This is a genomic window from Nocardia sp. NBC_01388, from assembly GCF_045040085.1.
Classification (GTDB): domain Bacteria; phylum Actinomycetota; class Actinomycetes; order Mycobacteriales; family Mycobacteriaceae; genus Nocardia.
In genome coordinates this window covers 31,901-48,930 of record NZ_CP109553.1, presented here as the reverse complement: position 1 = coordinate 48,930, position 17,030 = coordinate 31,901, and the positions used below count along the sequence as shown (strand labels likewise).

Sequence of the window (17,030 nt, the reverse complement as noted above, 5' to 3'; positions counted from 1 at the left end):
GGAACCGAGTCGATCATGGGGGCCCTACTGCCAACCTTGCAAGCCGATCGCTTGCGGGAGGGGTTGACCGACTACCTCGCCACCACCTTCGCGCTGACCGATCCGGATGCACAGGGGGCGTTGACCGACTTCATCGGGCATCCTCGGGACGGCATGTTCAAGGGGCCGTTCGTGCGGTTGCGGCTACCGTTCTCGGCGGCTCGCGGCAACTGGGGGATGCATTTGGATTGGTGGCCTTCGGGGTTCGTGCCGTACGGGCACCAGGCGAAGGCGTTCGAGCGGTTGTCCACGAAGTTTCAGCAGCGGCCGCAGCCGACACTGGTGACCACCGGTACCGGGTCGGGTAAGACCGAGTCGTTCTTGATTCCGATTCTCGATCATGTGTTGCGGGCCAAGAAGGCCGGTGTGGTCGGGATGAAGGCGTTGATCATCTATCCGATGAATGCGCTGGCCAATGATCAGGAGCAGCGGCTGGCCAAGATGATCACCTCGCATTCCGAGCTCGCGGGGGTGACAGCGGGGCTGTATACGGGTGAGCAGTCGTCCGGGGGGCGGACGCTGGTTTCGGCGGAGGGGCTGATTACCGACCGGCGGCTCATGCACGATTCGCCACCGGACATTCTGCTCACGAACTACAAGATGCTGGATCACATGCTGCTGCGGCCGGATCGGGCCGCCATGTGGCGGCAGTCGGCGGAGTCGCTGCAGTACGTGGTGCTGGATGAGTTCCATACCTACGACGGTGCGCAGGGCACCGATGTGGCAATGCTGCTGCGGCGGCTCGGTCTTACGGTGAAGGCGCATTGGACCGCGAGTTCATCTGTCACAGAAGAGGATCGGGCACGGCCGCTCGGGCGGATCACTCCGGTCGCCACCTCCGCCACGCTCGGCTCCAAGGCCGCGCCGACGGCCATGCTCGATTTCGCGCGTACCGTGTTCGGTGAAATCTTCACCGAGGCAACACTTATCGGTGAGACTCGACTCACGGTCGACGAGTGGCTGGCGGAACGAAGCACCGAGCTGGATCGACTTTACGGGCCGGTGGCACTGGGCATCGAGGAGGCCATCGCCAATCTTGATGAGCTGGCGCAGGATTCGCCCAGCAATGCCACGCTGACGGCAGGAGTGCTCGCCACGCTGCTGCGGCGTTCCGGCGATGCGAACGATGACTTCAAGCGCGAGACCGCGGACCTGCGGATGCTCGATGAAACCGAGCAACTGGATCTGTTGAAGAACCACAGCCTGTTCGTTGATCTGCTGCGGATCGCCGAAGACGCCGTATCTCTGAGCGATTTGTCCGACGCGCTCCTACCCGGGTCCGCCACAGAACGCGATACCCGGCGCGCCCGTGCCAACCGGCAACGCTACCTCGAATATGTCTTCGCGGCACTGTCGCATCTGCGTGCGGAGATCGGCCGCGGCGCCCTGAATGTCGATGTGCACCTGTGGATTCGGGAACTGTCCCGCATCGACCGGACGCTGTCCACCGCAACAGATTTCCACTGGGCGGACGACGGCAGCGCCGAGAACCCCACCACCAACTACCTGCCCGCGCTGTACTGCCGGCACTGCGGGCGATCGGGCTGGGGGGCGCGACTCGCGCCCACCGGAGACACGCTCGACGTCAGCGATGAATCGATCCGCGGCCATCACGCCTCAGGTGGTACGCGCTTTCGCGCATTGATCTCCGCACCGGTCGAAGCGCAGCTCGGCAAGGATGTCGAAGGCTTGCGCTGGCTGCATATCGACGAGCGCGAAATCAGCGATAAGGCACCGGATCCCGACGGCGCCGAGGTACTCGAAGGCAAGGTGCTGCCCATCCTGGCGCTCTACGGCCCGGAGGCAGAAGACAACTCGCAGAAGGACATGTGCCCGGCGTGCCGGAGCATGGACGGTATTCGATTCCTGGGTAGCGCGGTAGCTACTCAGCTTTCGGTGGCGCTGTCCAACATGTTCGGTGATGCCGGCCTCGACGCCGATGAGAAGAAGGCGTTGATGTTCACCGACAGCGTGCAGGACGCGGCGCATCGCGCCGGATTCGTCCAGGCGCGCTCACACACCCTGAGTCTGCGTTCAACGCTGCGAAATGCACTGGAGAGCAACAACTCCGATACCGGAATGATGACGCTGACCGAGCTGTGCCGCACGGTCGTCGACCGTGCCGGTGACGATCCGATGCGGCGCTATCATCTGCTCGCGCCGGACATTGTCGAGCACGACGAGTTCACGGCATTCTGGCAGCCGGACAAACCGGCGGCCGACCGTCGCAAGGCGCTGGGACTGGTCCGCAAACGCCTGCAGTTCGATATCAACCTGGAGTTCGGCCTGCAATCGCGGCTCGGTCGCACGCTGGAGCTCACCGGGAGTGTTGTCGCAGAGGTCGACCTCGGCTCCGCTGACCGGGTTGCTCGTCTCGGTGCGGCAGCCTTGGAAGGTGCGCAGCACCAATTGACCTTCTCCGCACCAGATCCCGCCGCGGTGACGCGATGGGTGCGCGGTACCGCCGAGAGGATGCGCACACAGGGCGCCATCGGACATCAGTGGCTGGACACCTACATAGCGAAGGATGGGAACCGGCGTTGGATTTGGGGCGCGCGCCGCAAGGGCGAGGGCATGCCCGCCTTCCCCAAAGGCCGTCCCGCCCCGGCATTCCCGGCATTGGGGTCCCGGGCCATTCCCGAAGGCTTCGACGCGATCACCGCGCCCGCGTCGTGGTATGCCCGCTGGGCGGGGAAGTGTTTGAACGTCTCCGGCTTCGAGGGTGGCTTCCTGGCCAGGTCATTGTTCGCGGTGCTAGCCGAACAGCGGATCGTGTCCACGAGCCACTCCGAGAAGGATCACACCGTCTACCAGCTCAGCGCGGGCGCAGTCCTGGTCGGCGCACCGGAGCTGGATGATCTGGAAGGCTCACAACACCTGCTGGTGTGTGATGTCTGCCAGACTCCGAATCCCGGTAGCGCCGCGGTGGTCGACCAACTCGACGGTGCGCCATGCCTTCTCGATCGATGCCCGGGTGAACTGCACCGCGCGCCGCGCAAGAACAACTTCTATCGCAGGCTGTACAACGACTCGGAGATGAAGCGGGTCGTGGCCCGCGAACACACCTCACTGCTGCCGACCAACATTCGACTGGAGTACGAGACCAAGTTCAAGAGTGGCGGCACCGACCCGACCTCTCCCAACGTGCTGGTCGCCACCCCGACCCTCGAAATGGGTATCGACATCGGCGATCTGTCGACGGTGATGCTGGGGTCCATGCCCCGCAGTGTCTCGTCCTACCTGCAGCGGGTCGGCCGCGCGGGGCGTCTCACCGGTAATTCGCTGGTGCTCGCGTTCGTTCGCGGTCGCGGCGAACACCTACCGAAGCTCTACGATCCGAAATCCGTCATTCAGGGTGAGGTGCGTCCGCCGGCTACCTTCCTCACCGCCGAGGAGATCCTGCAACGCCAGTACGTGGCCCATATCGTCGATCGGATCTCGCGCCGTCCCGGAGTCGAGGATCCCAAGGAAGCCAGCGGTGTGCTCGGCAGTTTCGATGAAGGCAGCTGGATGGCAACGCTTCTGGAAACCGCAGACGGCGAGGCCGCCGAGCTGCTCGACCGATTCCTCACTCAGTTCGAGGGCCTGCTGGACGCCGGCACTCAGGATGCCCTTCGCGCCTGGGCCACCCCGCCCGGCGACGGTGCGCCCAGCAGGCTGGCCGCACAATTGCGGGAAGCGGTGCATCGCTGGAACCGAGATGTCACCGAACTCAGGAGCCGGCTCACCGCGGTCGACACCGCCATGCCGGAGTTCGAGCAGCGGGCCAATTCACCGGCCGCCACCGACGACGACCGGCGTGACCTGCGCACCGCACGCGGTACCCTGCGCCTGCTGCGCAGCCATATCCGTGATCTGACCACCGAGCACTGGGTCGGCGTGCTGGAACGCTACGGCATCCTCCCCAACTACACGCTGCTCGACGATTCGGTGACCCTCGATGTCGGAATCACCTGGATCGACCCCGATACGAACGAATACACCGGCGACACAGCGAGTTACCAGCGCGGGTCGCGGATAGCGCTCACCGAGCTGGCTCCCGGTTCGACCTTTTACGCCCAGGGCCTCGCCGTCGAGATCGACGCCGTCGACCTCGGTGCGGGCGAGTCGAACATTCACACCTGGCGGATGTGCCCGCAGTGCGGATGGGCAGGGATCAGCCATGCCGCCGAGGATGCGGCCCCGCCCATTCAGTGCCCGCGCTGCCACACCAGCGCCATTTCCGATGTAAGCCAGCAACTTCAAGTGGTGGAGATGACGCGAGTATCCGCCGAGGTGCGGCGAGACGAGGCGTCCATCAACGATTCCCGCGACGAACGCAAGCGCGAGACCTTCACTGTCGTCACCGCGGCCGATATCGACCCGGACCAGATAGTCACGCGCTGGTTCGTCACCGATCGCGACTTCGGAGCGGAATACCTGCGGCGCATGGACATTCGCTGGCTCAATATGGGCCGGCGGACCTCGCAGGGCGCCAAACGCACCATTGCCGGCGAGGAGACGACGAGCGGCCTGTTCCGGGTCTGCTCGAGCTGCGGCCAGCTCGACCGCACCGCCGGACAGAATGTGGCGCGCGAACATCGCACCTGGTGCAAGTTCCGTAAGGCAACCGATGAGAAGCATGTGCGAGAGATCGCGCTCGCCCGCACACTGCGCACCCAAGCCGTACTGCTGCACCTGCCGGGCTGGCTCGAATACGACCCGTTCGCCCATCCGAGCCTGAGCGCGGCGATCCTACTGGGTCTGCGACAGGTCATCGGTGGCTCCCCGGAGCATCTCGATGTCGCGACCATTACCGACGCGCTGCACGCACCCAATCAGCGGGCGCTGCTCATTCACGACACCGTGCCCGGCGGCACCGGATATCTCGCGGAGTTCGCCGATCCCGCCAAGGTGTGGTCGGTGCTCGTGGCCGCACGCGAAGTGCTGAAGACCTGCGAATGCGCCGCACAGGATCGCCTCGCCTGCCATAAGTGCCTGCTGCCGTTCGCGGCTCCGCACGAACTCGACAAGGTCTCCCGTAAGACCGCGGCCAAGGTGCTCGACACGCTGCTCGGCGTCGAAGGCGAGGCGGAGCCTGCGTGGGAACCCTGGGCAAACGCGATCGCCACGGAGAAGCCCGCCAAACCGATCGGTAGCGAGGAGTCGCCGCTCGAGCGAGAGTTCTATGTCGAGTTCATCGGCCGGCTACGAACAATGGGCGCGACGATCAAGGAGAAGCCGGGAACGTACGGGCCGTCCGCGACAATCACCGTGCCCGGCACCAAGCTTCGCACCTGGAAGCTCGAGCCGCAGGTGGCGATGCTCAATAGCAAACCCGATTTCCAGTTGAGCACTACAGATCCCGACGTTCCCATCATTGCGATCTTCGCGGACGGCCGCAGGTTCCATGCCGTGCCCGGCGCCAATCGGATCGGCGACGACGCTCTCAAACGCGAGAACCTGCGGTCCGACGGCCATCTCGTGTGGTCATTCGGTCATGAGGACCTACAGCATTTCAAGAACAAGGAATCGGTGACTCCGTGCTGGTACCACGAGGGCCGGGCCAAACTCGCCATGCAGAACGGCAATCTGCGGCCCGCTCTGTTCAAGCTGGTCACCGCCGATCCGATTACGCAATTACTGGAATTCGTCAGCGACCCCGATCATGACGCATGGGCGGCCGTGGGTCATTGGCTGCCGCTGATGTTCATGAGCAAGGACCAGGGCAAGCGCAGCGACCTCACCGCGATCGTGCCCTGGGCGCTGGACCTGCTCAACGGCAAGCAGCCGACGATTCCCGCGGGCACCTACGCCTGCTGGTCCTATTCCGATGGACCGCTTGCCATTACCGCCGCACTGCGCCCGGACACCAAGACGATGACCGCCGTCCTCGCCCTCGACGATCGCGACGATCGGCTCGAAGTCCTCGACGGCAAGGCGTGGAAGGAATGGCTCAGACTCTCGAATTGGTTCGGGCTCTGTGACAGTCACCTGGTCACCGCGCGCAGTCTGATGGCCGCCGATACCGCCACTCTCGCAACGAAACCCGATGCCAGCGGAGTTCGACTCACTCCGGCATGGCAGCAGGTGTACGACGAGACCATTTCCGACGCGGAGAAGGAACTGGTGCTGGGGCTGATCGCGGCGGGCGCACCGGTCCCGGTGATCGGTTCGGAAACCGACGACGGCGACGTCATCGACCTCGCATGGCCGAACCAGCAGGTCGGAGTTCTCTTCGACAGCGACTCCGAGCGGGCTCACACGATCGCCGAACTCGGGTGGACGCTCTGCCCGCCGGATCCGGCCCAGATTGTCGCGATCTTGAACAAGAACGGGGGAATGTAAATGGCGAACATCGTGATGGCCACCAATACCAAGGCGATGGGCAAGCTCGACGGATCCGTCAAACGCAAGGTGTACGACTTCCTGGAGAAGGTCCAAACCGACGACGCCGCACCGGGTTTGCACATCGAGCCGATCAAGGGCGCCGCCGACGCTCGCATCCGAACCGGGCGGGTGGACCTCAACTACCGCGCCATTATGTTCCGCATCGACCCCGAGGGCGGCGATACCACCTACATCTATATGGGGACCTGGAAACACGATGAGGCCAATGCCCTCGCCGAGCGGTCCACACTGCGGGTGAACCCGATCAACGGCACGCTCGAAGGCATTATCGGGGAACTGAACGGCGAGGCCGACCGCAAGAAACGCTCTGTTGTCCCCGACCCGAGGGGGGAGATCGGGAAACTGGTCACACCGGCAGAAAAGCTGCCGTATCTGATGCAGGCAGGGTTCACCCTCGAAGATCTCACCGATCGTCTCGGCCTCGATCGGGCACTTGCCGACATCGCGCTCGCCGCCGCCGACGACTTCGCCATCAATGCGATTGCCGCCGAGGTCGACGGGTGGCAAGGCGACGCCCTCCTCGATCTGGCGTGCGGCACCGGGATCGACGAGATTCGAAAGAAGTACTCGTTCACCGACAATCCGGTCGACGAAACCCTCGACGAGGACACCCAGATTCTCGTCGCACTGGACCATCCCGCATCGAAGATGCAGTTCACCTATATCGACGATACGGAGGAACTGCGGCGCGTCATCGAGGGCGGGGACTTCGCCGCGTGGCGGACATTCCTGCACCCCGAGCAGCGCACGTACGCCGAGAAGGACTTCAAGGGCGCCTTCCGGCTATCGGGTGGTGCGGGAACCGGCAAAACGGTGGTCGCCATCCACCGAGCACGCAACCTGTCGAAGCAGAATCCGGACGCCCGAATCATTCTGACTACCTTCAACAAGACTCTCGCCAAGGGGCTCGAGTCCGATCTCAAGGTGCTCGACCCCGCTCTTCGGATTGCGAAGCGGCCCGGCCAGCCGGGAATCTACGTCGAAGGTATCGATAAGCTCGCGAACGATATCGTCAGTCAGGCAACGGATCTCGGACCTTCCACCGAAGCGCTCTTCGGGACGCCCGTCGATGTGACCTCCACGCGCACCAATAAGGACAGGGTGTGGAGAGAAGTGGCACAGTCGGTCACCAGCGGCCTCGAGCCGCGGCTGGCCACCCCGGGATTCCTCGACAGCGAATACGTGTCGGTCGTGCTCGCCAACAAGGTGAAGACGCTCGAGCAGTACGCGAAGGTCGCGCGAGCGGGACGCGGTGTACGACTGAGCCGCCCCCAGCGGATCGCGGTCTGGAAACTGGTGGAGGCCTACCGCCGGCACAGCCGCATGGACACCAGCCTCAGCTTCCCCGAGGTGTTGGCGCTGGCGGCCGAATACCTCCAGCAACGCCAGGCGGGGGGACAGCCCTTCCTGGCTGACCATGTGATCGTGGACGAAGCGCAAGATCTGCACTCGACCCACTGGGCCCTGCTGCGTGCCCTGGTCGCCGAAGGCGCCAATGATCTTTTCATTGCCGAGGATTCGCATCAGCGAATCTATGGACAGCCCGTGGTATTGGGACGCCTCGGCATCAAGATCATCGGCCGGTCGCGGCGCCTGACGCTCAACTACCGCACCACGGCACAGAATCTGAATTTCGCGGTCAGCATCCTCTCCAGCGCCGACTACCACGACCTCGAGGACGGAGAGGAATCGACCCTGGGGTACCGCTCGGCCCGATTGGGCCCGAAACCCGTTCTGCTCCAGTGTGAATCCGCCACCGACGAACTGAACAAAGTGGCTGAGCAGGTACGGACCTGGTTGAAGGCCGGCGGAGAGCCGGAAACGATCGCCGTGCTCACCCGCGGCCAGAACGATCGCACGCAGTTCGTCCGCGCACTCGGCGAACGCGGAATCGAAGCACGGGCCCTGGACGAAAACCCCGCCACCACAGGGCATGTCCAGGTACTCACCATGCATCGTTCCAAGGGCATGGAGTTCTCCCGGGTAATCCTGGCCGGCATAGACGACGCCCATGTTCCTTCGAAGGCCGCCATGCATTCGGTTCCCGAAGAGGAGAAGCCCGAAGCAGAGCTCCGGGAACGGTCCCTGCTCTACGTCGCGGCCAGTCGCGCACGCGATGAACTCGTAGTGACCTGGAGCGGCAAGCGATCGGGGCTGCTGGGCTGACCGATGATGCGTACCCGCACCGGCGATCAGCCGGTGCGGGAGGCCGGACATTGCGACAGGCCGGATCAGCTCCGAATCAGCATGGCCGCCAAGCGATCCGGGTCGATTTCCTCGACTCTGACAACCTGATATCCACGGGCCTTCAGGCCGCTGTCGCGCTCGGCGTCGTCACCTTCGACCAGCATCACTTTCGCGTCCGCCCAATCCGCCTCGACCGGCCAATAGTGCTCGCCCCGCTCGACGCCCATCTCGGGTTTCGGAACGCCCATACGCGCCAGCGCCAGCAGCAGGTCGACGACCGCCTCGGAAGTGGAGACCAGGGTTTCGCCCCACGGCCCTTCGAGTTCGGTCTCGACGCCGACCACCTTGAGTTTGTCGAAGATCTCCAATGCTCCGGCACGCGACAACCGGTCCTGGAAGCGATCGTTTCGGAACGAGCGGAGGCAGCCGTAGCACGAGGTCTCGACACCACAATCACAAGTGCTGACCCGTTCGACCGCGTACTGAATGACCTTCGCCAGGTTCTCGGCGATCTTCTTCGCCGCACCGGCCCCGGCGGGGACTGTGTCGAACAGGACGATGCTGCGCTTACGGTCCGCACTCCAGGACAAGGCGCCGTCGATATCGTCGCGGCTGATCTCCAGCGCCTCGGATGCGCCTTCGAGCAGTGCGTAGAGGACCGACAGCCACTTCGACTCCGATTCCTTGTCGTAGGACATATCCGAGAAGGTGAATTCGGCGACGTCGGTCTCGTAGCGATGCGTCAGCGAAACCACCTGCAGCGGACCGGTGCATATCGCGCCGGTGGCGGGGCGGTGATGAGTTCCCTTGTGCGGCTTACCGGTTGCCGCCGTCGCCCAGCCACACCATCCGCACAGGTGGAATCCGGCGCCACTGCCTTCCGCTATGACGGCCATTCGGGCCCGGGTTCCGGCTCTGGCCTGTACCTCCACGCCACCTGTCGACTGCCATTGAAAAGTCTCGGTGACGTCGCCGATGTTCTCGACATAGCTGGCGCCACCCCAGAGTCGCTGGGGTGGCTCGGAACTCACGTCATCCACCTGGCGGTCGGCCACGAAGCCGAACTCCGGGACTACGCAGGTCCGGACCTTACCGAACTGCTCATTACAGTTCGGGCAGAGCTCATTCGGATCAAGCGAGTGTCCGCACTCGAATCGATTGCACTCCCGGCATACCCGGTACCGCAGCTCCTCCAGCTCACGCTTGGGCAATTTGTGCAGACCGCGCGAGGTCCACACCTTGCCACCAGCGACGACCTGGTTTCCCGGCGCGTAGTCGAACACGGCCTGACTGAGATCTCGCGACAGCTCCAGCTTGCCCCCGACATCGCTGTCACAGTGAGCAGTCCGCAATTCGACCGTGTCCACGGGGAAGCCGTACTTGGGCAGAATGTTCTTGTTCGCGAGATACCCGATGAGTTGCCGGTCCTCGATCGTCCGCAGCGTCTTCTGCAGGCGACCGGCCAGGGTGTACTTCCTTTCGGCCGAGGCTTCCTCGATCAAGACCTGGAACGTGTCGATATCGCTGCGAATATCGCTCTCGGCGATGGCAAGCAGCTCGCAGAGCCGATCCACCCACGAGTCGTCCTCGACACCGATAGCGGCCGCGACACCGACCGGCAAAACGGTCCGCAGCGCGTCCCGGATTCGATCCGGCACCGGGGTGAGGAATCGGCGCATCTGCGCGGCCGATGACAGCTGACCATCGGGACCCGGCGCGAAGAACGGTCCCGCCTGCCGCCAGATGAGCCCGTCATTTTCGAACCGATATCGCCAATACGCGGCCAGCGCCACCGAATGGGCATGACGACGCCCGATCCGATCATTGTCGATCGGTATCCACGGGATACGCATCTCCCCCGCGATCATCGACTCCGGCTTCTGAAACTTCGAAAGATCATGGGAACTACGTTTTGCGTAGGTGAGCACGAGCGCCGCCGACGCGGCGCGGCGTCCCGCTCGCCCAGCGCGCTGCACATAGTTCGCCGTTTTCGGCGGCATATTCCGCAGCATGACCGATTGCAGGTCGCCGACGTCCACACCGAGCTCGAACGTAGTCGAGCAGGACAGCACATTCACTTCACCGCCGATGAATCGGCGCTGGATGTCAGCCGCCTCGGCCGGTTCCCACTGTGCAGTATGTTCTTCGGCGGTGAGCGGCGCGGGGCTGAGTGTCCGGTAGACCGAGCGGTAATGGTTCGTATCCTGCGCGACCGGAGGCAGTACGAACTCGAGGAGCTTTCCGTCGCATGCGCCCTGCGGGCACAGGTTCCGAATATTGTTGGCGGTCAATCGCCGACAGGCCGAACACTGATACCACACACATTCGCTACCGGACCGAACCCGCAGCTGTTCGTAGTCCACCTGGTAGACGTCCCCGGCGAACTTGTCCCGTTCGAGGGCGACGAAACCCTCCGCTACCAGGAATCGCCAGCAGCCGTCGAGCAGCTTGTCCGCGGGCAGATCGGAACCGAGCGCCTCGAGCACCCTGCGCACGAACACGATTCGATTGTTCGTCGTTCCCGGCCTGCCACCCGGCGACCAACTGATGATTCGGCGGGTTCGATCCGAGTCCATCGATCGGATCCGGATCCGGGTATTGCGAGGCTCGAAGATCGCCTGCTTGATGTCGACCTCGGGCAGCAATGTCATCGCGCCTTGCAGGCGTACGGTCTTGACCAGTTCCTCGAGCAGCCCCCAGCCCTCTCCTTCGGGCAAGCCCAGTTGCGTCAGGCCCTTGGGCAGCACCGACTTACGGGAGCGAAACAGCAACACCCGCATCAAGCCGAGACCCTCGAGGGACTGCCGCTGATCCATGCTCATCAGCTCGGCCATGATCCACGGATTCACCTCCCGCAGCATGGTGCGCCGGGTCGAACGCTCATCGAAGTGTCTCGCTTTGACCGCCACGTCCCGTACATCGGCCGCCAGGTCCTCCACCGATAGCTCCTCGCCGGCATTCCGGGGATCGAGCAGGGCCTGCGAGATATAGCGGCGTTCGAGCATCCGGCCGTAGGTGCGCGCGAGATACGGCGCTGCGAATGCCGCGGCTTGCCGGGAATCGGAGAACATCAACAGCTTCCGTCCCGCACCGACCTGTTCGGCGGTCGCATCGGACGCGGCCGGCAAGTGCTGATACAGCGCCGTCGCGATGACTGCGGGAGCGGCGTTCACATCGGTCCGCAACCGGCGAATGACCTGGCGAGACCGAGCACCGCACTCGGTGCACTTGCTCATTACCCGCGTCTTGGTGGTGTGTTCCCGCACTCGTAGCACAGGGCCGCCGAGACACAGAGCGCCACTACAACTTCCCGGCCGGTTCGCTATCGCACCGCAGCCGGTACACAGGTGCCTGACACCCGTCGACGCGGCGGAATCAGGATCATCGGAGAGAGTGACTTCGTCCTCGTCGAGCAGACTCTCCGCATCGGCATCGGTCAGAACGAGCCAGTGGACAGACCCCTCGTTCTTCGAAGGGCGGAAGTACTGCCTGCTATCGAACGCCAACTCCTGTCCAGCCAGATGCACAGCGCCGCAGCGTTGACAGGTACCGAACTCGAATACTGCGCGCCCGGTTTCAGGATCTATCTCGTGCCGGCCCAGGAATACACGTGGCTCACCCCCAGTGAAACTGACGTACGCACCCTCTGTAGCACGCACAAACATGTGGTATCGCGCCGACAACACCGGATTGCCACTGGCATCAAGCACTTTCGATCCCAAAGCGACAAGTGCTTCCAGCTTTTCCGCGGCCGTCCCATCCCCAGGCCACAATTTCGAGGCGAGAGCGCAGACCTCGACCGGACCACGGGACACAATCGCCTTCAGGTCGGCGATCCGGCGTTCGTCATGGAGCGCGTCGGCGATATCGCCAGTGGCACAACGTGAACCGAGAACCGAAAGATCGGCCTCCGGTTCGGCCAGCGCGATCAGCTCGGTGTCATCGATTGTCCATGTCGGTGTTTCCCGTCGTGGCAAACGAGTCGCCGTCACAAGATCCTGGCGGTCCACATCGTCAGCGATGAACTCGAACTGCACATCGAACAGCTTGTGGGCGAAGGTCGTTGCCTCCACGCCCTGGGATGCCTCGGTGGAACCGGTGAGCGATGCGGATGTCGCAATGCACTGCAGGGCCGAGCCGCCGGCAACCCGCTCACGCAGGCGCCGTAGCAGCAATGCCACTTCCGATCCCTGGGCACCGTCATATACATGCGCCTCATCCAACGCGATGAACCGCCACGTCCCGGCGTATTCGCCGTCGAACAGATCCAGATCCGCCGGACGAAGCAGCAGGTATTCGAGCATCGCGTAGTTCGTCAGCAGGATGTGCGGTGGCGCCGCCCGCATTTCCTGACGGCTGAGCAGCTCGTTGGGCAACCGCTGCTGGCCCGAATGCAATGCTCGGAATGCTGATTCCGCGTCGGTCGCCGACTCCTTCGTCTCACCGGTGTAGCGGCCGAAGGTGATGTCCGGCATTTCCGCCAGCAGTTCACGCAACCGCTTGAGCTGATCATTGGCCAGAGCATTCATCGGATACAGCAGCAATGCACGCACACCCGGACCGAGGCTTCCAGCAGCGCGTTCGGTAATGAGCGCGTTGAGGATAGGTAGCAGGAAGCTCTCCGTCTTACCCGAGCCTGTTCCGGTGCTGACGACCAGATTTCGACCGGCCACAGCTTTTCGGACGGCAGTTTCCTGATGCTGGTACAGCGGCCGGTCCAGCTGGATCGACCCGCCCAAATCGGTGAAATCCGGATGCAGCACACCCTCGGAGATCAACTCTCGCAACGACATTCCCGGCGAATACGGTGGCGTGAGCTCGAGCAACGGCCCCTTCGTCAACAGGGAAGTCTCATCCACCGCCCGATCGAACGCAGCTGCCAGCCCCGGATCGCGGGGCGCCAGCAGGGTTTTGAGGTATCGCTTGTAGCTCGCCTCGATATCGGCGCCCGCGGCCAAAGGGTCGAGTCGGTCGGTCATCGGTCGTCTCCGATCAGATCTCCATTGGTCACGAAGGTGGCAATGGCGTCGGCAATCAATAGATCCGTCGCCACCATGGACGGACACAGATCCGCCATTCGCGCCCACGATTCCCGCATCTCCGGGGTGATCGGCGGCGTATCGAATCGGCCGCGAGCGTCCAATCGAGCCAGCGCGGCCATGGTCAACGACTGCAACGAGAGCAACATCCACGGATGCTCGCCGACATCCACACCATCCAGGACTTCATTGCGCGCCTTGACGGTGTCGTAGAGCAATGGTGCGGTCTGCCTGATCCGGTTCAGCGCCAGTCTCATACCAGAGGTGAGAACCTCGCGAGCCGGGTCACACACCCATTGACCCCGCATGTGAAAGGCCTCGATGGTGGCGCTGGTACGCATGTCCACGTCGAGCAGAGCGCCTGGCACCAAACGGAATGCCTCGAACATCGCATCCACCTGTTCCGCCGGAAAGGCATGCACTCGTTCGACATTCCGATCGAAGACGCCGACTCGGGGATCACCCGATCGGCCGCCGAGCAGGTCGAGCAACCACTCGCCGCCCTGATTCTCGAGAAATCCGATCGTCTGGCCCCAAGTGGTCGGCATCTCGGTGCGCCGCCGCCGCAGCATCGGCAGGTTCGCGATTTCGACCAGGCAACCGACCCAGGGGTTGGCGTGCAGGCCGACATGTGTGAATCCGGTCGAGTACGCACGGTCCACCAGACCGGTGCGGATCAGTAGCGGAACCATCTGAACGGCGGGAATCATGCTGTTGCCCAAGGCTTTCAATGCAGCATGCGAATCCAGGCCCAGCACACGGGTCAGCGCACCACGAAGTAGCTCGGTGCGAGTATCGGATCGAGCAGCGGGTAGTAGAGCCAGCGAAGCCCACACCTCCGCCATAGAATCGGCGGATCGCGGCGCCGGCCCGATGCCGGAGAGGAACCGGGCGAGTTCGTCCCGAGCCTTGTTCTCATCGCGAAACCAACCCCGCTGGTCAACACGAAGCGCAGACTGCTCAGGGCCACGAGGCCGCGGGATAACCACCCACGGATCGTCTACGAAAACCTGAACCAGCAGCGGCCCAGCGGCATAGAGATCTTCCGGAAGCAGGGCCAAGCCATCGCTGACTTCCAGAGTGCGCACCGGCTGCCACGGTGCGGTAGTCGCCCAGACGAAAACTCCCAGATCCTCATCGATCGGATCGTCGAACACCAGAAACACGTCATCGATCCGCACACCACTGCACAACTGAGCGGGTCGAATATGCGCAATTGTGACTTCGTGCGCCCCACCCGACGGATCGTCGATCCTGACGATCAACCGGCCCGAGCCGATACTGCGCACCGTATCGACGAACACACGACTGGAAAGCTGGAAGACGTTGTCCGAGGGAACATCCGGGATCTCCACCTGCACGGGCCGCCCGGATAGGTCGACCAGAGCGAAATCGACCGTGACATCACCCGGCACCCTTGCAGCGATCAGCGCGTGCGCCTCCATATCGGCGGGGTTGAGAACGTGCACCGAGGTGCGCCACCGCGCCGGAGAATCGATCGGATCGACTCGGGATTCGAAGTGCGGCGGCTCGAGCACCAGCTTCTGGCTGTAATCGCCACTGCGAACCAGTATTTGCGTTGCACGTGAGTCGGTATCGAACGCGACCAGTTCTCGATCCACCTGCAGCGGTAGATCACATCCGACACGACTGATGCTCGATGTGAGCCCACCCGGCACCGGCGATCGGAAGTACACGCCGTGGTCTACCTGGAGTCCCTCGGCTATGAACAGGACACAGCGGAGATCCTGGCCGACAGGGCCACTGACCACCACTTCGAAAAGCCCGAGCAATCCCGCGGATAGTCCGTCGAACGGGTCCAGGCAGACTTCCCCGGCGTCCGACTTCCAGTCGGTGGCCGCCAGCCAACGCATCTGCCCCGAACGACGAACTCGCACATGCCAGTCCTTGTAGCCAGGCCCGGTATGGGATTGCAATGTCACCAGCGGTCGTTCCGAATACACCGACAACCCGCTCGGGGTCCGCACCCCTTCGATCGGGTAGGCGGGTTCGAACACGGGCGACCCCTGTACCCGCACGTCGCGGACTACACCGAGGGGTTTTCCATTGCGCCGCAACTGAATAGAGTCGTGGTCGGAGAGATCGACACTGTGCGCGCGCCAGCCGCGCCACCCCGCCGGAGTGCGAACGTCCTCCAATGACTGGATATCCACGCCGGCACCGTCGGCCACCACCACCGAGTCTTGAGGATGGACGATCAGAACCACATCACGCGGCAGTGCCTCCCGACGCGGAATGAACCGGCCATCGCCGTCGAACACCAATAGCGGATTATCCTTGTCCACCAGGACAATTCGATGCTCTACTCCGGAAGCCTCGTGTCGAAGGACCGCCTCACGTGCCGGGCGAGTCACAGGTACCGGCGTCAGCGGGTGATCTCCGTCCTCGGCCACTCCCCAACCACGCTCCGCGTACACCTCACGGGTATCGCCGTCGAATGACACCCGCCACGGCAACTCGGGCGAACTCTCGGGGTAGGGAACGCCGACCGTTATCTCGTCATCGCACATCGAGTACGCGGGAGTCGGCGTGCGGCGCCGGATGGACGACACCGCCGCGACCACACCCTGATCCAAGGGCCGATCCCGCAATCGCTCGATCAATCCATCGAGCAGCACCGTGGGCAAGCCGGTCGTTGCGGTGTCCAGGCGCAAGTCGTTCCAGGAATCCGGATGCTGCACGGCGAAATCGATGAAATCCAGGATCCGGTCGACGATATCCACCGCGAACTCGCCGCCCAACTGCAGGAAGTTCCGTACCGGCACATCCAACTGGTTGAGCCGATAGCCCATGCCTGGCTCGGTCAACCATTCGAACACCGCGGCGCCGCTGCGATCTCGGCCGTGCAGCAGATGCTGCTCGATCACCCCGATCAGATCACCCAGGCAGTGCACCGGAATCCCGGCGTGCATCGTCATCACCCGGACGTACCGACCCGAGAGCTCCGGGAACTCGCGCATTCGAAACCGGCGCAGCAATCCGTTCAGCGCGCCGCGCAAGGCGTTCTCGAACTCAGGGTCCTGATCCAGACCCAACTCCGCCCAGAAGCTCTCCCAGTAGCGCCCCTGGTCGTAGGCCAACCCCGCATGGCCGATCAATGATGTCAGCGTCAGTGCCGGAAACATCCGGATCACGGCTGCAGGCCCTCGGCCGCTCGCAAGGCATTTCGCCGCAATCCCGCCGAAAATCTCCTGTGCGCGGCGGATTTCATCCTCGTCGAGGTTGAGCTCTAGAAATAGCACAACTCCATCGAGCTCCCGGCTCAGCCGGAACTCTTCGCGGTCCGCCAACTCCCCCAGAAATGACTGCCCCACTGGAACACTCTCCCCTATCGATCCACCACCTCGATCCAGA

At 63.5% G+C, this 17,030-nt stretch carries 4 protein-coding genes; 2 read left to right on the top strand and 2 right to left on the bottom strand.

Annotated elements, in window-relative coordinates; all coding sequences use genetic code 11:
- Window positions 1-15: 15 nt before the first annotated feature.
- Together OG716_RS00145 and OG716_RS00140 are read left to right on the top strand one after the other, a co-directional pair.
- Window positions 16-6,366 (top strand): DEAD/DEAH box helicase, encoded by a 6,351-nt coding sequence (locus OG716_RS00145; RefSeq protein WP_405135708.1) that lies wholly within the window; start codon window positions 16-18, stop codon window positions 6,364-6,366.
- Window positions 6,367-8,595, top strand: a complete 2,229-nt coding sequence (locus tag OG716_RS00140; RefSeq protein WP_405135707.1) for a 3'-5' exonuclease — start codon at window positions 6,367-6,369, stop codon at window positions 8,593-8,595.
- Window positions 8,596-8,660: 65 nt separating this feature from the next.
- Here OG716_RS00140 and OG716_RS00135 read toward each other — a convergent pair whose 3' ends face one another.
- Both OG716_RS00135 and OG716_RS00130 read right to left on the bottom strand, forming a co-directional pair.
- Window positions 8,661-13,595 (bottom strand): DEAD/DEAH box helicase, encoded by a 4,935-nt coding sequence (locus OG716_RS00135; protein ID WP_405135706.1) that lies wholly within the window; start codon window positions 13,593-13,595, stop codon window positions 8,661-8,663.
- The gene (locus OG716_RS00130) at window positions 13,592-16,990 is read right to left on the bottom strand and encodes a hypothetical protein (RefSeq protein WP_405135705.1); all 3,399 of its coding nucleotides are present in this window, start codon (window positions 16,988-16,990) and stop codon (window positions 13,592-13,594) included. Before OG716_RS00130 ends, OG716_RS00135 begins: the two co-directional genes overlap by 4 nt.
- Between the last annotated feature and the right edge of the window lie 40 nt (window positions 16,991-17,030).